Origin of the sequence: Terrabacter ginsenosidimutans (assembly GCF_039539425.1) — a bacterium.
In the GTDB taxonomy this organism is placed as follows: domain Bacteria; phylum Actinomycetota; class Actinomycetes; order Actinomycetales; family Dermatophilaceae; genus Terrabacter; species Terrabacter ginsenosidimutans.
Genome location: NZ_BAABDC010000006.1, coordinates 64483 through 83988, shown reverse-complemented (window position 1 = coordinate 83988; position 19506 = coordinate 64483). Strand labels below are relative to the sequence as shown.

Sequence of the window (19506 nt, the reverse complement as noted above, 5' to 3'; positions counted from 1 at the left end):
CCGATGCACTACGTCTACCTCGCGGTGCTGCTCTTCGCGATCGGCGCGGCCGCCGTGCTGTTGCGACGCAACGCGATCATCGTCTTCATGGGTGTCGAGCTCATGCTCAACGCGACCAACCTCGCACTCGTCACCTTCTCCCGGATGCACGGCGCCCTCGACGGGCAGGTCATGGCCCTGTTCGTCATGGTCGTCGCAGCCGCGGAGGTCGTCGTCGGGCTCGCCATCATCATGGCGATCTTCCGCGCCCGCCGCTCGGCCTCGGTCGACGACGCCAACCTGCTGAAGCTGTAAGGAGCGCCGGCCAGAATGGGAACTCTCGTCCAGACGCTCGCGAGCTCGCCGAGCACGCTGAGCACGTATGCCGTGGGCCTCGCCACGCACGAAGGTGAGGCGCACGCCGCCAGCGGGGTGACCGCATACGCGTGGCTCCTCGTCGCGCTGCCGCTGCTCGGCGCTGCCGTGCTGCTGCTCGGCGGCCGCCGCACCGACAAGTTCGGGCCCGTGCTCGCGACCGCCCTCTCGTGGGGCGCCTTCGTCGTCGGTGCGCTCGTCTTCGTCGCGATGCTCGGCCGTGGCGCCGAGGACCGCGCGGTCGGCATCAACCTCTTCGACTGGATCGCCGCGGGCTCCTTCAAGGTGAGCGCCGGGTTGCTCGTCGACCAGCTGTCCATGGTCTTCGTGCTGCTCATCACCTTCGTCGGCTCGCTCATCCACGTCTACTCCATCGGCTACATGGAGCACGACCCCGACCGACGTCGCTTCTTCGCCTACCTCAACCTCTTCGTCGCGGCGATGCTGCTGCTCGTCCTCGCCAACTCCTACCTGCTGCTCTACGTCGGCTGGGAGGGCGTCGGTCTCGCGAGCTACCTGCTCATCGGGTTCTGGAACTACAACCCGGCCTACGCGACCGCGGCCAACAAGGCGTTCGTCGCCAACCGTGTCGGTGACTTCGGCCTGTCCATCGCGATCATGGTGATGTTCTTCCACTTCGGCGCGGTCGACTTCCAGACCGTGCTCGGCGCGGCCGGCAGCAACGCCAACCAGGGCTTCATGACGGCCATCGGCCTGATGCTCCTGCTCGGCGCCTGCGGCAAGTCGGCCCAGTTCCCGCTGCAGAGCTGGCTCGGTGACGCCATGGCCGGCCCGACGCCGGTGTCGGCGCTGATCCACGCCGCGACCATGGTCACGGCCGGTGTCTACCTCGTCGTCCGCTCGTCGGCGATCTTCGAGGCGGCTCCCACCGCCCAGCTCGTCGTCGTCATCGTCGGCGCCATCACGCTGCTCTTCGGGGCGGTCGTCGGTTGCGCCAAGGACGACATCAAGAAGGCACTCGCGGCCTCGACGATGAGCCAGATCGGCTACATGATGCTCGCCGCGGGTCTCGGCCCGGTCGGCTACGCCTTCGCCATCTTCCACCTGCTCATGCACGGCTTCTTCAAGGCCGGCATGTTCCTCGGTGCCGGCTCGGTCATGCACGGCATGAACGACCAGGTGGACATGCGCCGTTTCGGCGGCCTGTCGGGCGCCATGAAGATCACCTGGGCCACCTTCGGCATCGGCTGGCTCGCCATCCTCGGGGTCCCGCCGTTCTCGGGCTTCTGGTCCAAGGACAAGATCATCGAGGCGGCCTTCATCGGCGAGGGCTGGCGACCGTGGGTCTTCGGCACGGCCGCCCTCCTGGGCGCCGGCATCACGGCCTTCTACATGTCGCGCCTGTTCTTCATGACCTTCCACGGCAAGAAGCGCTGGACCGACGACGTGCACCCGCACGAGTCGGGCCGGCTCATGACGATCCCGATGATCGTGCTCGCCGTCGGGTCCGCCTTCCTCGGTCTCATCCTCGGCCCGACGGGCTTCTTCACCACGTGGCTGGAGCCGGTCACCGGCGCCGAGCCCGCGGACGCCCACCCCGTCATCCCGGTCCCGGTGCTCATGGCCCTGACGCTGATCCTCGTCGCGGCCGGCGGTGCGCTGGCCTGGATGCGCTACTGGCGTGACGACGTGCCGCTCAAGGCCCCGGTGGGCTCCTTCGCCACCCAGGCGGCCCGCAAGGACCTCTACCAGGACCAGGTCAACGAGGCTCTCCTCATGCGACCCGGGATCCACCTCACGCGCTCGCTCGTCTTCGCGGACAGCAAGGGCGTGGACGGTGCGGCCGGTGGCCTCGCCGCCCTCGTCGGCGGGACGAGCTCCCGCCTGCGCAAGCTGCAGAACGGCTTCGCGCGCTCTTATGCCCTGACGATGCTCGCTGGTGTCGTCGCCATTCTCGGTGCTCTTTGGGTGATGTCCTGATGACCGCAATGTCCACCGTCCCCTGGCTGACGATCCTCGGCCTCATCCCGCTCGTCGGCGCGCTCGTCGTCGCCTTCGTGCCGGGGAGTGTCGAGAACGCCAAGCGGATGGCGATCGGCTTCTCCCTCGTGACGCTCGTCGTCGGCATCATCGCCGCGACGCAGTTCGACCGTGCCTCGAGCACGCAGTTCCAGCTCGGTGAGCAGCACTCGTGGATCCCGCAGTTCGGTGTCTCCTACGCCCTCGGCGTCGACGGCATCGCGCTCGTGCTCATCCTCATGGCGCTCGTGCTGACCCCGATCTGCCTGCTCGCCGCGTGGCACGACGTGCCCGAGGAGGCCGGCCCCCGGGGCGGCCAGCGGGTCAAGACCTACTTCGCGCTGATCCTCGTGCTCGAGACGTTCATGGTCGGGGTGTTCGCCGCCACCGACGTCTTCCTCTTCTACGTCTTCTTCGAGGCCATGCTCATCCCGGTCTACTTCCTCATCGGTCGCTTCGGCGGTCCGCGCCGGCAGTACGCCGCGATGAAGTTCCTGCTCTTCTCGCTCGCCGGCGGGCTGATCATGCTCGTGGCCGTCATCGCCCTCTACCTGCAGGGCCCCGGCGGCAGCGACGGCTTCCTCATCGAGCGCCTCACCGGCCTGCAGATGGACCCGACCACCGAGCGCCTGCTCTTCGTCGGCTTCTTCTTCGCCTTCGCCGTCAAGGCCCCGATGGTGCCGTTCCACACGTGGCTGCCCGACGCCGCCACCGAGTCCTCGCCGGCCACGGCGACGCTGCTCGTCGGCGTGCTCGACAAGGTCGGCACGTTCGGGATGATCCGGTTCTGCCTCCAGCTCTTCCCGGAGGCGAGCCAGTGGGCGACCCCGGTCGTCGTGGCCCTCGCCGTGCTCTCCGTCATCTACGGCGCGCTGCTCGCCATCGGCCAGACCGACATGATGCGCCTGGTCTCCTACACCTCGGTGAGCCACTTCGGCTTCATCGTGCTGGGCATCTTCGCCTTCACCAACGTCGGCCACGCGGGCTCCACGCTCTACATGGTCAACCACGGCTTCTCGACCGCGGCGCTCTTCCTCTTCGCCGCGATGCTCGTGCGTCGTCGGGGCAGCAAGCGCATCCCCGACTTCGGTGGGTGGCAGCGGATCACGCCGGCCCTCGCGGGCATCTTCCTCATCGCGGGCCTCTCGGGCCTCGGCCTGCCGGGCCTGGCGAGCTTCGTCTCGGAGTTCACCGTGCTCGTGGGCAGCTTCCCGACGCAGCCGGTGGCCGCCGTCATCGCGACGAGCGGCATCGTCCTCGCCGCGCTCTACATCCTGCTCATGTTCAAGAAGGTCATGACCGGGCCGAAGCCCGAGGGGCTCGTGAGCGTGCGCGAGCACGACGGGCTCGACGAGTCGGGCCGCCGCGGCCTCACCGCCGTGCGTGACCTGACGACGCGCGAGAAGCTCGTCGCCGCCCCGCTGATCGCCGCGTTCGTCGTGCTGGGCTTCCTGCCGAACATCGCGCTCAACGTGATCAACCCGGCCGTCGACCAGACCCTGTCGCACGTCCAGAAAGCCATTCCGAACCTCAACCCGGCCGGCACCGTGGCCGAAGGGAGCTCGAAGTGACCGCCGTCGCTCCGCTGGCGCTGCCCACGCTTCCCGCAGCGTTCCAGCAGTCGACCGTCGACTACCTCGCGATCCTGCCGTTGCTCATCGTCTTCGGCACGGCCCTGGTCGGTGTCCTCGTCGAGGCCTTCGCCTCGCGCGAGCGTCGCCACGTCATCCAGGTGACCCTCGCCGTCGTCGGCCTGCTCGCCGCCGCCGCGTCGATCTACTTCGCGGCCCAGCACCAGGGCCTGACGATGGGCCTGACGGACGGCTCGACCAACCGCCAGCTCTTCGCCCTCGCGATCGACGGACCGGCCCTGTTCATGCAGGGCACGATCCTGCTCATGGGTGTCCTCGGCGTGCTGACGATGGCCGAGCGCTTCGGCGGCGTCGGGCCCGACGCCTTCACCCCCAGCGGTGCCTCGACGCCGGGCTCCCCGACGGAGACGGCCGCGGCCCGCGCCGGTGCGCTGACGTCCGAGGTCTTCCCGCTGACGATGTTCGCGATCTTCGGGATGATGCTCTTCCCGACGACGAACGACCTCATCGGCATGTTCGTCGCGCTCGAGGTGCTCTCGCTGCCGCTCTACATCCTCTCGGGACTCGCGCGTCGCCGTCGCCTGCTCTCGCAGGAGGCGTCGCTCAAGTACTTCCTGCTCGGCGCGTTCAGCTCGGCGTTCTTCCTCTTCGGCACGGCCCTGCTCTACGGCTACGCCGGCTCGGTCTACTTCGGTGACCTGTCCAAGGCGATCGCCGCCGGTCCGCTCGCGATGAACGGCCTGCTGCTTCCCGGCGCGTTCCTCGTCTTCGTCGGCCTGCTCTTCAAGGTCGGTGCGGTGCCGTTCCACGCCTGGACGCCGGATGTCTACCAGGGCGCACCGACCCCGGTCACCGGCTTCATGGCGGCCTGCACCAAGGCTGCCGCGTTCGGCGCGATCCTGCGCCTGGCCTACGTCGGTCTCGACACGGGCCGCTGGGAGTGGACCAACGCGCTCGTCCTCGTCGCGCTGCTGACGATGGTCGTCGGCTCCGTCCTGTCGGTCACGCAGACCGACATGAAGCGCCTGCTGGCCTACTCCTCGATCGCGCATGCAGGGTTCATCCTCGTCGGCGTGCTCGCCTTCGACCGCAAGGCCGTCGGCGCGGTGCTGTTCTACCTCGTCGCCTACGGCTTCTCGACGATCGCGGCCTTCGCCATCGTGACGCTCGTGCGGCAGAACGGCGCCGAGGCGACTCACCTGTCGCAGTGGGCCGGGCTCGGCAAGCGCTACCCTCTCGTGGCGGGCGCGTTCGCCTTCCTCATGCTCGCCTTCGCCGGCATCCCGCTGACGTCCGGCTTCGTCTCGAAGTTCGGTGTCTTCTCGGCCGCCATCGGCACCGGTGGGGCGACCGGCACGGTCCTCGCCGTCGTCGGCGTGCTGTGCAGCGCGATCACGGTCTTCGTCTACGCCCGCGTCATCGTGCTGATGTTCTTCAGCGACGCGCCCGACAACGCCGTCGAGGTCGTGACGCCGTCGGTGTCCACGACGTTCTCCATCGCCATCGGCACGCTCGTGACGCTCGCCCTCGGTGTGCTGCCATCGGCTCTGCTCGACCTGGCCGACCGCGCGTCGCAGTTCGTCCGATGACGGCTCGCACCCGACAGCACGGTCACGGGGCTCGATGACGACCCACGCCACCCCGCCGGTCCTGGGGATCCCCGGGGCCACCGAGGAGCTGTCGGAGCGCCTGCGTGACGGGCTCGCCCGGGTCGACGCCCTGCTCACGCAGGTCGTCGACCACGGGGACCCGTTCATCGCCCGCGCGTCCGGGCACCTCGTCGAGGCGGGCGGCAAGCGCTTCCGGCCGCTGCTGACCCTCCTCGCCAGCGAGCTCGGCGAGGGGATCAACGACGACGTGGTCGCCGCTGCTGCCGGCGTGGAGCTGACGCACCTCGCCTCGCTGTACCACGACGACGTCATGGACGAGGCGACGGTGCGACGCGGTGTCGCGTCCGTCAACGCGGCCTACGACAACTCGACGGCGATCCTCGTCGGCGACCTGCTCTTCGGCAAGGCCTCCGAGCTCGTCGCCGGTCTCGGCGCCGAGGCCGTGCTCATCCAGGCCCAGACCTTCGTGCGCCTCTGCTCCGGCCAGATCCGCGACGACCGGGCCTGCCCCGAGGACGTCGACCCCGTCGACTACTACCTCGGAGTCCTCGCCGACAAGACGGGCGTGCTCATCGCGACCGCCGGCCGCTACGGCGTCATGTTCAGCGGCGGTGCGCCCGAGACCGTCGAGATCATGCGCTCCTACGGCGAGAAGGTCGGTATCGCCTTCCAGCTCGCCGACGACCTCATCGACATCGCCTCGGACGCCGACGACAGCGGCAAGATCCCGGGCACCGACCTGCGCGAGGGTGTCGACACCCTCGCCGTGCTGCGCTTCCGGGCGATGGCCGAGCCGTCCGACCCGAAGGACGCCCGCCTGCTCGAGCTGCTCGACGGCGACCTGTCCACCGACGACGCGGCGCTCGGCGAAGCCCTCGGCCTGCTCCGTGCGCACCCGGCCCTCGCCCAGGCCCGTGAGGAGACGTATGCCGTCGCCCGCGAGGCGCAGGCCCTGCTCGACCCGCTGCCCGACAGCGACGCCAAGGCGGCCCTGCAGGCCCTCGCGATGAGCGTCGTCGACCGCGTCGGCTGACCGGCCCCCCTCGACCGGGGCACCTGAGGCGGGTCGGACACAGGGTTGTGCCGCAGATGTCGCTGGGTAGGGTTCAGGGATGCATCGCCGCCTGTCGCCGCCCGCCGCGGCGCGCCTGTCGAAGGCGACCGCCGGCCGCCAGGGACCGCTCGCCGTCATCGACCTTGACGCCTTCGACGCGAACGCCGCCACGCTCGTCGAGCTCGCGTCCGGCGTCCCCATCCGCATCGCGACGAAGTCACTGCGCAGCCGCCCCCTCATCGAGCGCGCGCTGGGCCGCGACGGCTTCGAGGGCCTCATGTGCTACGCCGTGCGCGAGGCGCTGTGGTGGGCCCGCGACGGCCACCGGAACATCCTCGTCGCCTACCCCAGCGTCGACGTGCCGGCCCTGACGAGGCTCGCGACCGACAGCACCGTCATGGGCGCGGTCACCGTCATGATCGACAGCGTCGAGCACGTCGACTTCATCGCGCGCGAGGTGCCTGGTCACCGAGGTCTGCGGGTCGCCGTCGACGTCGACGCGTCACTGCGGGTCGGTCCGGTCCACCTGGGCGTGCGCCGGTCGCCGACGCGCACGCCGGCCGACGTCGAGGCCGTGATCCGTCGCGCGCAGGAACGAGGTCTCGTCGTCTCGGGGCTGATGTTCTACGACGCCCAGATCGCCGGGCTCCCCGACTCCTCGCCCGTCGTGCGCCGGATGAAGAAGGCCTCGGACACCGAGCTGCGGGCACGCCGGGCCGAGGTGGTCTCCGCCGCCCGCGCCCTCGCAGACCTCGAGCTCGTCAACGGAGGCGGCACCGGGAGCCTGCACCTCACGCACCGTGACCCCTCGCTGACCGAGCTCGCCGCCGGGTCGGGCCTCTTCGCGCCGACCCTCTTCGACGGCTACGACGCCCTGTCGCTGCGTCCGGCCGCCTACTTCGCCGCACCGGTCGTGCGCCGTCCGGCCGAGGGGATGGTGACGGCATACGGCGGTGGGTACGTCGCGTCCGGTCCGCCGGGATGGTCCCGGGTGCCCACCCCCCTGCCCGAGCAGGACCTCGCGCTGATCCGGCGCGAGGGCGCCGGGGAGGTGCAGACACCCCTCGAGGGGGCCGGCGCGGACCAGCTCTCACTGGGTGATCGGATATGGTTCCGGCACGCCAAGGCAGGGGAGCTGGCCGAGCGCTTCACGGAGTTCGCGCTCGTCAGCAGCGACGGAGGCGACCGGGTCGTCGGACGTGCCGCGACCTATCGTGGGGAAGGGCAGTGTTTTGGCTGACAGTGCACGAGGCGTCACCGGCCGCGTCGTCCGCAGCGTCGAGTGGTCCAACTGGGCCGGCACCGAGTCCGCGAAGCTCGCGCGCGTGGCGACGCCGCGCAGCGAGGCGGAGGTCGTGGAGGAGGTCACCCGCGCGGCGGCGCGAGGCCTGCGGGTCAAGGCGATCGGCGCCGGCCACTCGTTCACCGGCGTCGCCGTCACGGACGGGGTCCAGCTGCGTCTCGGCGCCCTGAGCGGCGTCACCTCCATCGACTCGACCCGGGGCGAGGCCACGGTCCGGGCAGGCACCCCGCTCCACGTCCTCAACGAGGAGCTCGCGGCCTTCGGCTGCGCGCTGCCCAACCTCGGTGACATCGACCGGCAGAGCCTCGCGGGCGCCGTCGGGACCGGCACGCACGGCACCGGCCTGCGCCTCACGGGCCTCTCCGCCGGCATCCGAGCCCTGCGGATCGTGCTCGCCGACGGGTCGGTCGTCGACTGCTCACCGACGCAGGACCCCGAGCTCTTCCAGGCCGCCCGGCTGGGGCTCGGCGCGCTCGGCATCGTCACCGAGATCACGGTCGCCGTCGTGCCTGCCTTCCTGCTCCACGCCGTCGAGCGGCCCGAGTCGCTGACGGACGTGCTGGCTCACGCGGACGTCTCGGCCGAGGCCAACGACCACTTCGAGTTCTACTGGTTCCCGCACACCGACCGGGTCCTGACCAAGCGCAACAACCGCGTCCCGGAGGGCACGGCCAGGCGCCCTCTGCCGGCATGGCGTGAGAAGCTCGACGACGACCTGCTGAGCAACCGGTTCTTCGAGCTGACCAACCGCGTCGCGACGCGGATGCCGCGCTCGACGAGGACGATCAACGCCGTCGCGTCACGCGCCCTCAGCGAGCGGCAGTACACCGACAGCTCGCACAAGGTCTTCGTCACGGCTCGCGAGGTGCGCTTCATGGAGTCGGAGTGGGCCTTTCCGCGGGCGAGCCTCTCCGAGGTCCTGCTCGAGCTGCGCGAGTGGGTCAACACCCACGACGAGCGCATCTCGTTCCCCGTCGAGTGCCGGGTCGCGGCGGCCGACGACGTGTGGCTCTCGACGGCGTACGAGCGGCAGAGCTGCTACGTCGCGATCCACAAGTACCACCGTCAGGAGCGGGGCGCCTACTTCGACGCCTTCGAGGCGATCGCGGTCAACCACGGCGGCCGGCCGCACTGGGGCAAGATCCACACCCGCGACGCCGACTACCTCCGCGGCGTCTACCCGCGGTTCGACGACTTCGTCGCCGTGCGCGACCGCGTCGACCCCGAGCGCCGCTTCGCCAACCCCTACCTCGAGCGAGTCCTCGGCCGATGAGCCGCTGAGCGCCTGCCGGGTGCCGTATGCCGTGGGCTCGTCAGGAGCCCGTACGCGCCGTGCGCTGCTGCTCCCAGGCGAGACGCAGGGCCCGGCGGATCGCGTCGGCGTCGCCCGCGAGGTCGGCCTGCACCTTGGCGTGCGCCTCCCACCGTGGTGGCACCCCGAACGTGTCGGGCTCGGCCGTGACGAGCGCCTCGCGGTCGCGGCCGCCGAGGCGCACGAGCAGCGTTCCCGGCGCGTCGGCACGAGCGACGAGCAGCCCGTCCACGTGCCACGACCGGCGGCCGCCGGTGCGGCGCGCGCCGACACCGTCGAGCGTCCGCAGGTAGTCGTCGACGTCGTCCAGCGTCATCGTCCGACAGTAGTCCCGACCACCCCGCGAACAGCCCAGACCAGCCCAGACCGGCCCCGACCAGCCCCGGGTCGACGCGACTGAGCCCGGGGGACGGGTGACCGGCCTAACGTTGGCAGGAGATGACGCTGGCATCGAGGAGGTCGTCGTGGCACAGAGGACCTACCCCGAGGGTGTCACGTCGTGGGTCGACACCGAGCAGGCCGACCTCGGGGCCGCGCTGGACTTCTACGCCGGGCTCTTCGGCTGGACCTTCAGCGAGGCGACCCCGCCGGGCGTGCCGTTCCGCTACGTCATCGCCCAGCTCGACGGGCAGGACGTCGGGGGGCTCGGTGGCCCCAGGACGCCACCGGTCGGTGCCCTCCCCGGCAGCGAGGCGCGGTGGAACACCTACGTCGCCGTCGCTGACGCCGACGCCATGGCCGCGCGCATCGAGCAGCTCGGGGGAGCGGTGCTGCAGCTGCCCACCGCGGTGGGGGAGGGTGGCCGGTCCGTCGTCGTGCGTGATCCGCAGGCCCTCGAGCTGCGCCTCTGGGAGGCGCGGCAGCGTCTCGGGGCGCAGGTGGCCAACGTCCCCGGCGCCTGGAACTTCAGCGACCTGCACACCGACGAGCCCGAGGACGCGGAACACTTCTACGGCCAGGCCTTCGGCTGGGTCTTCGTCGATGTCGGCTTCGCCACGATGATTAAGGTGCCGGGCTACGGCGACCACCTGGCCTCGACCGTGGCCCCTGACATCCGCGAGCGGCAGGCCGACGTCAAGGCGCCGCCCGGCTTCGCCGATGCCATCGGCTGGGTCGTGCCGGTCGCACCGGGCGAGGAGCCCGGATGGCACGTCACGTTCACGGTGACCGACCGCGACGAGTCCGCCGACCGCGTGCTGCGGCTCGGCGGTTCCGTCGTGCGCACGGGCGACAGCGACTGGACGCGCACCGTCGTCGTCCGAGACCCGCAGGGCGCCGTCTTCACCGCCAGCCAGTTCCTCGGCTGAGCCGGCGCTCGGGTCAGGCGTCTGCTGCGGGACGGGTCATCGACAGCACGTCGAGGGCCTCGTCGAGCTGCGCCTCGGTGAGCCTCCCGGCGGCCACGTGGCCGTGCTCGATGACGACGTCGCGGATGGCCCGCCGCTCGCGGACCGACTGCTTGACGACCGCCGCAGCGGCCTCGTAGCCGATGTAGCGGTTGAGGGGCGTGACGATCGACGGCGACCCCTCGGCGAGCGCCCGGGCGTGCTCGACCTCGGCCGTGATGCCGTCGATGCACCGGTCGGCGAGCAGGCGGCTCGTCGAGGCGAGCAGGTGGATCGACTCGAGGATGTTCTTGGCCATGACCGGCAGCATGACGTTGAGCTCGAAGTTGCCGGCGGCGCCCGCGGTCGTGATGACGACGTCGTTGCCGATGACCTGGGCGCAGGCCATGAGGGTTGCCTCGGGGACGACCGGGTTGACCTTGCCCGGCATGATGCTCGATCCGGGCTGCAGGTCGGGCAGGTGGATCTCGCCGAGCCCGGTGCGCGGTCCGGAGCTCATCCACCGCAGGTCGTTGCACAGCTTGGTCAGGCTCACGGCCACGACCTTGAGCGCGCCCGACAGCTCGACGACGGCGTCCTGCGCGGACTGCGCCTCGAAGTGGTTCGCGGCCTCACGGAACGGGAGGCCGGTGACGCCGGCGACTCGCTCGATCACCTTGCGGGCGAAGCCCGGTGCCGCATTGAGGCCCGTGCCCGCAGCGGTGCCGCCGAGGGGCAGCTCGCTCGTCGCTTCGGCGGCGGTGCGCACGCGGCTGGCGCCGAGCTCGACCTGTCTGCGGTAGCCGCCGAACTCCTGACCGAGCGTCACGGGCACGGCGTCCATGAGGTGGGTTCGCCCCGCCTTGACCACGTCGGCGAACTCCGCCTCCTTGCGCGCGAGTGCCAGCGACAGGTGCTCGAGCGCGGGGACGAGATCGAGGACGGCGGCCGACGTCGCTGCGACGCGCAGCGCGCTCGGGAACGTGTCGTTGCTCGACTGGCCGGCGTTGACGTGGTCGTTCGGGTGCACCTCGAGGTCGCTCGCGAGGTGCGCGAGCCGGGCGACGACCTCGTTGACGTTCATGTTCGTCGACGTTCCGGAGCCGGTCTGGAAGACGTCGACGGGGAACTCGTCGTCGTGCTCGCCGTCCGCGACCTCTCCGGCCGCGGCGGCGATGGCCCGGGCGCGCTCGGTGTCGAGCACCCCCAGCTCGGCGTTGACCTCGGCGGCCGCGGCCTTGAGGCGGGCGAGCGCGTGGATGACGCCCGGTGGCACCGGCTGCCCGCTGATCGGGAAGTTCTCGACGGCACGCGCCGTCTGCGCCCCCCACAGCGCGTCGGCGGGCACCTGCACCTCGCCCATCGAGTCGTGCTCGGTCCGGAATCCTTGCGCTTCGAGGTCACTCATGTCCTCATCATCCCCATTGAGCGGGCCGTTGCACCGAAAGTCTTGTCGCGTGCCGTGAGCCGGGAGCACGCTGGTGGGTGCGCCGCCGATGCAGTCCTTTCGTCGTTCCACCTGAAGGAGAGGCCCATGGCTCATCGTCCTGTCGTCACCGCGGTCCTCGCGTCCATCGCGACTGCCTTCGCCGGAGCCGCGGTCGCGGTCGCGGCTCCGGCGAGCGACGTGCTCGTCTCGGTGGGCAGCCCTCCGACTCCCTTCTCGCAGAACAAGCAGAACGAGCCGGCCGTCGCCATCGACGCGGCGCACCCTGGCGTCGTCGTCGCGGGCGCGAACGACGAGATCGACATGGAGTCGTGCGCGGCCGGTGACCCGGCCACGTGTCCCTTCACGCCCGGCGTCGGCGTCTCGGGGGTCTACTTCTCGCTCAACGGTGGGCCGTGGACCCAGCCCGCCTACACCGGTCTGACGGCTCGGGACTGTCTGGGCCCTGCGGCGTGCACCGCCCACGACGGTCTCATCGGGACACTTCCCGGCTACGCCGCGATGGGGCTCGTGTCGGACGGTGACCCGGCGCTCGCCTTCGGTCCTCGGCAGGGCTCGAACGGCACCTTCTCGTGGGCCAACGGCTCGCGCCTCTACTACGCGAACCTCACCTCGAACGTCTCGGCGACCAAGGACGGCGCTGCCTTCAAGGGGTTCGAGGCCATCGCGGTCTCACGCACCGACGACGTCGCGGGCGCGGCAGCGAGCCACGCGAGCGCGTGGATGGCTCCCGTCCTCATCTCGAAGCAGTCCTCGACGACGTTCTCGGACAAGGAGCAGATCTGGGCCGACAACGCCTCGAGCAGTCGCTTCTTCGGCAACGTCTACGTCTGCTGGGCGTCGTTCCGGAGCAACAGCCGAGGCAACGCCTTCCCCACCCCCCTCATCGTCGCGCGCTCGACTGACGGTGGCACGACGTGGACGAGCAAGCAGGTCAGCCCGGCCACGGACAACGGGATCAACACGCAGCCGGACGGCTGCGCGGTCCGCACGGACAGCCAGGGCAACGTCTACGTCTTCGGCATCGCCGCGCGCGGTGGTCAGCAGTTCCAGACGATGTACCGCTCGACCGACGGCGGCGCGCACTGGGCAGGCCCGACGCGCATCGCGCCGGTCACCGCGCCCGGAGTCCCCGACCCCGTGCTCGGCCGCCCGACCATGGACGGCATCGCGGGTGCCCGTGTCGACCTGGCCGCAGGGCCGAGTGTCGACATCGCCAACGGCGCCCCGACCGGCGCCGACGCCACCGACCAGATCGTCATGACCTGGGCCGACGGCAGGGCCGGGCTCAACAACGAGCAGCTGTTGTGGACGACCTCGACCAACGGTGGGGCAACGTGGACCTCGCCGGCAGCGCTCACGCTCCCCGATGGAGACCGCCCGGTCTACACCGCACCGGCGCTGTCGCCCGACGGCACCGACCTCTACGTCGTCGACAACGCCTTCACGACGCCGTACCGGACCAACACGAAGGATCCTCGCGGCCTCGTCGGCCAGGTGTGGCACGCCAATGTCGCAGCCGGTGTGCCGAGCGGTTGGACGTCGCTCGACCGCAGCGCTGTCGGAGACCCGCGCGGCACGAGCCAGAACGGCCTGACCGCCGAGTTCCTCGGTGACTACGTCTACGCGAGTGCCACTCGTGACGCCGTCGTGGGTGTCTGGAACGACGCGCAGAACGCGGCGGACTGCCCGGCGATCGACGCCTACCGGGCCTCGCTCTACACGGCGACGCCGATCAACGCGCCGGACGTCCTCGGGTCCTGCCCGGTGACCTTCGGCAACAGCGACATCCGCGGAGGCAGGTGGGCCGACCCGACTCCCTGACGACCACCCGACCTGGTGCGCTGACCCGGGACGGTCCCGGGTCAGCGCCCGGTCTGCACGTCGCTGACGGTTGAGCTGATGCCGTCGTGGCTCGTGCCGGGGCACCCCTCGGACCCCGCGCACGACCATCCTGCGGGAACCGATCTCGTATGCCGTGTGGCCGGCGTCGGGACGACCGCCCCCTCGCGCTCGCCCGCGGGCTCCCCGGTGGGCGCCGGGTTGCGGATGAGCAACCACGAGACGACTCCGCCGGCCGCGAGCAGCGCGGCGCAGATGAGCATCGCCGTGCGGTAGGCCGACGAGAACGCCTCGGGCACGGCGTAGTCGGACCCGCTGAGACCGACGACGGCGGGAAGCGCCGCGACGGCCAGGAGGCTGCCCGCCCGCGCCACGGCGTTGTTGACCCCGCTCGCGACGCCGGCGTAGCGGTCGGGCGCGGCGGCCAGGACCGTGGCGGTGAGCGGTGCGACGAGCAGCGTGAGGCCCAGGCCGAAGACCGTGATGCCCGGCAGGATCCCGGTCCAGTAGGTCGAGCCCGCGCCGACGCCCGAGAGCAGGAGGGCCCCGATGGCACAGACGACGGGACCGATCGTCATCGGCAGGCGCGGGCCGATGCGGGTTGCGAGCTCACCACCGCGGGCGGCGAAGAGCAGCATGAGCACCGTGACGGGCAGGGAGGCCATGCCGGCGACGAGCGGGCCGTAGCCGAGCACCGTCTGCACCTGGAGGGTGAGGAAGAAGAAGACCGCGCCGAGGGCGGCATACACGAGCAGTGTCATGGCGTTCGCGGCGCTGAACTGCCGGGAGGCGAAGAGCGAGGGTGGCACCATCGGGTGCGCGGTGCGCTGCTCGACCACGACGAAGGCGGCGCCGACGGCGAGCCCGAGGGCGCCGACCGCGCAGGCGGGCCCCAGCCCGAGCGCCTCGTGCTGGATGAGGGCGAAGGTCGTGAGGCCGAGGGCGAGCGTGGCGAGGGCGGCTCCCGCCACGTCGAACCGGTGGTCGGCCTGCTCGTCCCGGGTCTCGGGGACGTGCAGCTGCGCGATCCAGACGGTGGCCACGCCGAGCGGCAGGTTGACGAGGAAGGCCCACCGCCAGCTGGCGTACTGCACGAGCCAGCCGCCGACGAACGGCCCGAGGGCAGCGGCGATGCCGCCGAGTCCGGACCACGTGCCGATGGCCTTGCCGCGGTCGTCCGGTCGGAACGAGGCCTGGATCATCGACAGGCTGCCCGGCGTCAGCAGCGCACCGCCCACACCCTGGAGCACCCGCGCGACGATGAGCTGGAAGGGCGACTGGGCGAGTCCGCACGCGGCGGAGGCGAGCGTGAACCACACGACGCCGATGACGAAGACGCGGCGCCGCCCGAAACGGTCACCGAGCGAGCCGCCGAGCAGGATGAGCGAGGCGAGCGCGAGCAGGTAGCCGTTGGTGATCCACTGCAGCTCCGCCAGGCTGGCCCCGAGGTCCTTGCCGATCCGCACCAGCGCGACGTTGACGACCGTGCCGTCGAGCAGCGCCATGCCCGACCCGAGCACGGCGGCCGCGATGACGAACCGACCGGTGCGGGACCCGAGGGCGATGTCGCTCACCCCGGCAGTCTGTCACCGCGAGCGGCGTGGGTGGGTCCTCAGCGCGGGCAGTCGTCGACGGGGAGCGGCTCGCCGGCCGTCCTGCGGCCGGAGCGGGCCCCGCGCAGGCTGACGAGCGAGTCGACGGTCAGCACGACGAGAGCGACCCAGACGATGCCGAAGCCGATCCACCGTTCTCGGGGCATGTGCTCGTCGAGGAACAGGACGGCGCACAGCAGCTGCATGACGGGGGTGATGAACTGGATGAGCCCGATGGAGACGAGCGGGATGCGCCGGGCGGCCGCGGCGAAGCACAGCAGCGGCACGGCGGTGACGAGGCCCGAGAGGACGAGCAGCGAGGTGTGGACCCCGCCGTGCCGGCCGAACTCGAGACCGCCCTGGGCGCCCACGACGAGGAGCAGGACGACGGCGACGGGGGCGAGCACGACCGTCTCGACGGTGAGCCCGTGGATCGCATCGAGGCTGACGCCGACCTTCTTCTTCGTCAGCCCGTAGAGCGCGAAGGACACGGCGAGCGTCAGGGCGACCCACGGCACGCGACCTCCGGACACTCCGAGGTAGATGCCCGCGACGACTCCGATGCCGACGGCCGCCCACTGCAGGACGCGCAGGCGCTCGCCGAGCACGACGACGCCGAGAGCCACCGTGACGAGCGGGTTGAGGAAGTAGCCCAGGGCTGCCTCGGACGTGTTCCCTGACGTCACCGCGGCGACGTAGACGACCCAGTTGACCGCGATGAGGACCGCCGCGACAGCGGTGCCGGCGAGCAGCCGAGGCCGTCTCAGCAGCGGGCGGATCCAGCCGAGGTCGCGCACGACGAGCAGCACGACGACGCAGAAGAGCAGGGTCCAGAGGATGCGGTGGGCGAGGATCTCCCACGGACCGGCGGGCTTGAGCGCGTCGAAGTAGAGCGGGAAGAGTCCCCAGAGGCCGTAGGCGGCGAAGCCGAGCAGGGTGCCCCGCCCGACCTCCCCGTGGGGTGCGCCGGGAGCCGCGGACGGCGGGGCCGTCGAGACGGTGTCGCGGGCGGTCACGCCCCCACGGTCCAGGTGTCCCGACCGGCCAGCAGGGCGTCGATGTCGGCGTCGGTCACCTCGCCCGTGCGGGCCGAGGCGACCTGCTCGCGCAGGGAGTCGTCATAGGTCGGGCGCTGCACGTTGCGGAAGATGCCCATCGGCACGTGGCCGAGGTCGGGGCTGTCCAGACGGGAGAGCGCGAAGGCCGCCGACGGGTCCGTGGCCGAGACGTCGTGCCGGACGATCCGGGCCGGGTCGACCTCGGCGCGAGGCACGACGGCGAGCGAACCGCGGTCGTCGCGCACGACCACGTTGTCACCGGCAGCGACCTCCTCGCCGTCGGTCAGGTGCAGGATGCGCGCGGCGGCCTCGGTGCGGTCCTTGAGCACGTCGAAGACGCCGTCGTTGAAGATCGGGCAGTTCTGGTAGATCTCGACGAGCGCCGAGCCGCGGTGCTCGGCCGCGGCGCGCAGCACCGACGTCAGGTGCTGGCGGTCGGAGTCCATCGTCCGAGCCACGAAGCTCGCCTCGGCGCCGAGGGCGAGCGACACGGGGTTGAAGGGTGTGTCGAGCGACCCGAGCGGCGTCGACTTCGTCACCTGGCCGACGTGCGAGGTGGGGGAGTACTGCCCCTTGGTCAGGCCGTAGATCTCGTTGTTGAACAGCAGGATCGTGAGGTTGACGTTGCGGCGCAGCGCGTGGATGAGGTGGTTGCCGCCGATCGACAGGGCGTCGCCGTCACCGGTGACGACCCAGACCGACAGGTCCTCGCGTGTCGCCGCGAGCCCGGTCGCGATGGCGGGCGCGCGCCCGTGGATCGAGTGCATGCCGTAGGTGTCGAGGTAGTACGGGAAGCGCGAGCTGCAACCGATGCCCGAGACGAAGACGATGTTCTCGCGCCTGAGGCCGAGCTCGGGCAGGAAGCCCTGGACGGCGGCGAGGATGGCGTAGTCGCCGCACCCGGGGCACCAGCGCACCTCCTGGTCGGACGTGAAGTCCTTCTTCGTCAGCGCGGTCCCGTCGGGGAGGCCGGGGACGGCGGCCGTGCCGGTGGCACCCGGGGCGGCGGACGGCATACCCAGATCTGTGGTCACTTGGCGGCCTCCTTCAGGGGCAGGTCCGAGACGGACGTCACGGCGGTGGCGATGACGTCGGCGAGCTCGCCCGCCTGGAAGGGCAGGCCGCGGACCGACGTGTGCGACTCGACGTCGACGAGGTACTTCGCGCGCAGCAGCATGGCGAGCTGGCCGAGGTTCATCTCCGGCACGATGACGCGCTGGTAGGAGCGCAGCACCTCGCCGGTGTTGGCGGGGAACGGGTTGAGGTGGCGCAGGTGCGTCTGGGCCACGCGGGCACCGGTGGCACGCGCGAGGCGTACGGCCGCCGCGATGGGGCCGAAGGTCGAGCCCCAGCCGAGGACGAGCACGTCGGCGTCACCGGTCGGGTCGTCGACCTCCAGCGCGCCGACGGTGTCGGCGATGCCGTCGATCTTGGCCTGGCGCAGCCGCGTCATGTGGTCGTGGTTGTCGGGGTCGTAGGAGATGTTGCCCGTGACGTCGGCCTTCTCGATGCCGCCGACCCGGTGCTCGAGACCCGGCGTGCCCGGGATGGCCCACGGCCGGGCGAGCGTCTCGGGGTCGCGCAGGTAGGGGTGGAAGGTCGGCTGGCCCTTCTCGTCGACGGCGTTGGGCTCGGTCGCGAACTCGACGGCGATGTCGGGAAGCTCGCTGGTCACCGGCAGGCGCCACGGTTCGGAGCCGTTGGCGAGGTAGCCGTCGGACAGGACGATGACCGGGGTGCGGTAGGTCGTCGCGATGCGGACGGCCTCGACGGCGATGTCGAAGCAGTCGGCAGGGGTCGCGGGGGCCACGACGGCCACGGGCGACTCGCCGTTGCGGCCGAAGAGGGCCTGCAGCAGGTCGGCCTGCTCGGTCTTGGTGGGCAGGCCCGTCGACGGGCCGCCGCGCTGGATGTCGCAGACGATGAGCGGCAGCTCGAGCGAGACCGCCAGGCCGATGGTCTCGGCCTTGAGGGCGAGGCCCGGGCCCGAGGTCGTCGTCACGCCGAGCGCGCCGCCGAAGCTGGCACCGAGCGCGGCGCCGACCCCGGCGATCTCGTCCTCGGCCTGCATCGTCGCCACGCCGTAGCGCTTGAGGCCGGCGAGCGTGTGCAGGATGTCGGAGGCCGGCGTGATGGGGTAGCTGCCGAGGAAGAGCGGCAGGTGCGCGCGGTGCGCGGCCGCGACGAGACCCAGCGACAGCGCCACGTTGCCGGTGACGTTGCGGTAGGTGCCCGGCGTCATCGTGGCCGGCGCGACCTCGTAGGACACGGCGAAGTCCTCGGTCGTCTCGCCGTAGTTGAAGCCCGCCCGCAGGGCCGCGAGGTTGGCCTCGAGGATCTCCGGCTTGTCGGCGAACTTGCTCTTGAGGAACGCCTCGGTGCCCTCCATCGGCCTGGTGTAGAGCCACGAGAGCAGGCCGAGCGCGAACATGTTCTTCGCGCGCTCCTTCTCCTTGCGGGTCAGGTCGGTGAACGAGGCGAGGGCCTCGACGGCGATCGAGGTGAGCGCCACCGGGTGCACGTGGTAGCTCTCGAGCGAGCCGTCGTCGACCGGGCTCGCCGTGTAGCCGACCTTGGTCAGGTTGCGCTTGGTGAACTCGTCGGTGTTGACGATGATCGTCGCGCCGCGCGGCAGGTCACGCAGGTTGGCCTTGAGCGCCGCGGGGTTCATGGCGACGAGCACGTCGGGTGCGTCGCCCGGCGTCAGCACGTTGTGGTCGGCGAAGTGCAGCTGGAAACTCGAGACGCCGGGCAGTGTGCCCTGGGGCGCCCGGATCTCGGCCGGGAAGTTGGGCAGCGTCGACAGGTCGTTGCCGAGCAGCGCCGTCTGCGAGGTGAACCGGTCGCCGGTCAGCTGCATGCCGTCGCCGGAGTCCCCGGCGAATCTGATGACCACGCGATCGAGCTTCTGGACCAGTTTGGCGCTCATGCTCTGCGATGTCCTCGAACTTCCCTGCGATTCACGGCCCGGGGCACTGTGCGGCGGACAACTTCCATGCTATGTCGCTCACGCTCGCAGTTTGTGCACCTGCCACAA

At 71.0% G+C, this 19506-nt stretch carries 15 protein-coding genes; 9 read left to right on the top strand and 6 right to left on the bottom strand.

Going from position 1 to position 19506, the window contains the following annotated elements:
- The first annotated feature begins 3 nt into the window (after positions 1-3).
- The 7 genes from nuoK (at position 4) to ABD831_RS16820 (ending at position 9166) form a co-directional block, all read left to right on the top strand.
- Complete coding sequence (gene nuoK, locus ABD831_RS16850; protein WP_425582847.1) at positions 4-294, top strand: NADH-quinone oxidoreductase subunit NuoK; 291 nt, start codon at positions 4-6, stop codon at positions 292-294.
- Between the two features lie 15 nt (positions 295-309).
- Entirely contained in the window at positions 310-2295 is a 1986-nt protein-coding gene (gene nuoL / locus ABD831_RS16845; protein ID WP_344949213.1) for an NADH-quinone oxidoreductase subunit L, read from the top strand.
- Positions 2296-2303: 8 nt separating this feature from the next.
- Complete coding sequence (locus ABD831_RS16840; protein WP_344949660.1) at positions 2304-3905, top strand: NADH-quinone oxidoreductase subunit M; 1602 nt, start codon at positions 2304-2306, stop codon at positions 3903-3905.
- On the top strand, positions 3902-5515 hold the full coding sequence (gene nuoN, locus ABD831_RS16835; protein ID WP_142178975.1) for an NADH-quinone oxidoreductase subunit NuoN: 1614 nt from the start codon (positions 3902-3904) through the stop codon (positions 5513-5515). Before ABD831_RS16840 ends, nuoN begins: the two co-directional genes overlap by 4 nt.
- Before the next feature lie 34 nt (positions 5516-5549).
- The gene (locus ABD831_RS16830; RefSeq protein WP_344949209.1) at positions 5550-6569 is read left to right on the top strand and encodes a polyprenyl synthetase family protein; all 1020 of its coding nucleotides are present in this window, start codon (positions 5550-5552) and stop codon (positions 6567-6569) included.
- Positions 6570-6648: 79 nt separating this feature from the next.
- Positions 6649-7830 (top strand): alanine racemase, encoded by a 1182-nt coding sequence (locus ABD831_RS16825; RefSeq protein ID WP_344949206.1) that lies wholly within the window; start codon positions 6649-6651, stop codon positions 7828-7830.
- On the top strand, positions 7823-9166 hold the full coding sequence (locus ABD831_RS16820) for a D-arabinono-1,4-lactone oxidase (RefSeq protein ID WP_344949203.1): 1344 nt from the start codon (positions 7823-7825) through the stop codon (positions 9164-9166). The genes ABD831_RS16825 and ABD831_RS16820 overlap by 8 nt, the downstream gene beginning before the upstream one ends.
- Positions 9167-9206: 40 nt before the next feature.
- Here the strand turns inward: ABD831_RS16820 and ABD831_RS16815 are convergent, their stop codons facing one another.
- On the bottom strand, positions 9207-9521 hold the full coding sequence (locus ABD831_RS16815; RefSeq protein WP_344949200.1) for a hypothetical protein: 315 nt from the start codon (positions 9519-9521) through the stop codon (positions 9207-9209).
- Positions 9522-9669: 148 nt separating this feature from the next.
- On the opposite strand from ABD831_RS16815, the gene ABD831_RS16810 reads away from it, so the two are divergent.
- On the top strand, positions 9670-10512 hold the full coding sequence (locus ABD831_RS16810) for a VOC family protein (RefSeq protein WP_344949197.1): 843 nt from the start codon (positions 9670-9672) through the stop codon (positions 10510-10512).
- A gap of 13 nt (positions 10513-10525) precedes the next feature.
- Here the strand turns inward: ABD831_RS16810 and ABD831_RS16805 are convergent, their stop codons facing one another.
- Positions 10526-11938 (bottom strand): class II fumarate hydratase, encoded by a 1413-nt coding sequence (locus tag ABD831_RS16805; protein ID WP_344949194.1) that lies wholly within the window; start codon positions 11936-11938, stop codon positions 10526-10528.
- A 126-nt stretch (positions 11939-12064) separates the two neighbouring features.
- Here ABD831_RS16805 and ABD831_RS16800 point away from each other — a divergent pair, with 126 nt between their 5' ends.
- Positions 12065-13801 carry a sialidase family protein gene (locus tag ABD831_RS16800; RefSeq protein ID WP_344949191.1) on the top strand — a complete coding sequence of 579 codons (1737 nt, stop codon included), beginning with the start codon at positions 12065-12067 and terminating at the stop codon, positions 13799-13801.
- A 41-nt stretch (positions 13802-13842) separates the two neighbouring features.
- Here the strand turns inward: ABD831_RS16800 and ABD831_RS16795 are convergent, their stop codons facing one another.
- The 4 genes from ABD831_RS16795 to ABD831_RS16780 are packed head-to-tail and all read right to left on the bottom strand — an operon-like array spanning position 13843 to position 19398.
- Positions 13843-15393: an MFS transporter gene (locus ABD831_RS16795; RefSeq protein WP_344949188.1), complete on the bottom strand. Its 1551-nt coding sequence runs from the start codon at positions 15391-15393 to the stop codon at positions 13843-13845.
- Positions 15394-15431: 38 nt separating this feature from the next.
- Positions 15432-16427: an EamA family transporter RarD gene (rarD, locus tag ABD831_RS16790; protein ID WP_344949185.1), complete on the bottom strand. Its 996-nt coding sequence runs from the start codon at positions 16425-16427 to the stop codon at positions 15432-15434.
- The gene (locus ABD831_RS16785; protein WP_344949182.1) at positions 16424-17503 is read right to left on the bottom strand and encodes a 2-oxoacid:ferredoxin oxidoreductase subunit beta; all 1080 of its coding nucleotides are present in this window, start codon (positions 17501-17503) and stop codon (positions 16424-16426) included. The genes rarD and ABD831_RS16785 overlap by 4 nt, the downstream gene beginning before the upstream one ends.
- Positions 17500-19398, bottom strand: a complete 1899-nt coding sequence (locus tag ABD831_RS16780) for a 2-oxoacid:acceptor oxidoreductase subunit alpha (RefSeq protein ID WP_344949179.1) — start codon at positions 19396-19398, stop codon at positions 17500-17502. Before ABD831_RS16780 ends, ABD831_RS16785 begins: the two co-directional genes overlap by 4 nt.
- Positions 19399-19506 lie beyond the last annotated feature (108 nt).

What these genes read in the sequence shown, in the direction of transcription:
- ABD831_RS16830 (WP_344949209.1), top strand. Translation starts at nt 5,550, where the DNA reads ATGACGACCCACGCCACCCCGCCGGTCCTGGGGATCCCCGGGGCCACC.
- ABD831_RS16815 (WP_344949200.1), bottom strand. Translation starts at nt 9,521, where the DNA reads ATGACGCTGGACGACGTCGACGACTACCTGCGGACGCTCGACGGTGTC.
- nuoK (WP_425582847.1), top strand. Translation starts at nt 4, where the DNA reads ATGCACTACGTCTACCTCGCGGTGCTGCTCTTCGCGATCGGCGCGGCC.
- ABD831_RS16805 (WP_344949194.1), bottom strand. Translation starts at nt 11,938, where the DNA reads ATGAGTGACCTCGAAGCGCAAGGATTCCGGACCGAGCACGACTCGATG.
- ABD831_RS16780 (WP_344949179.1), bottom strand. Translation starts at nt 19,398, where the DNA reads ATGAGCGCCAAACTGGTCCAGAAGCTCGATCGCGTGGTCATCAGATTC.
- ABD831_RS16800 (WP_344949191.1), top strand. Translation starts at nt 12,065, where the DNA reads ATGGCTCATCGTCCTGTCGTCACCGCGGTCCTCGCGTCCATCGCGACT.
- ABD831_RS16825 (WP_344949206.1), top strand. Translation starts at nt 6,649, where the DNA reads ATGCATCGCCGCCTGTCGCCGCCCGCCGCGGCGCGCCTGTCGAAGGCG.
- nuoL (WP_344949213.1), top strand. Translation starts at nt 310, where the DNA reads ATGGGAACTCTCGTCCAGACGCTCGCGAGCTCGCCGAGCACGCTGAGC.
- ABD831_RS16840 (WP_344949660.1), top strand. Translation starts at nt 2,304, where the DNA reads ATGTCCACCGTCCCCTGGCTGACGATCCTCGGCCTCATCCCGCTCGTC.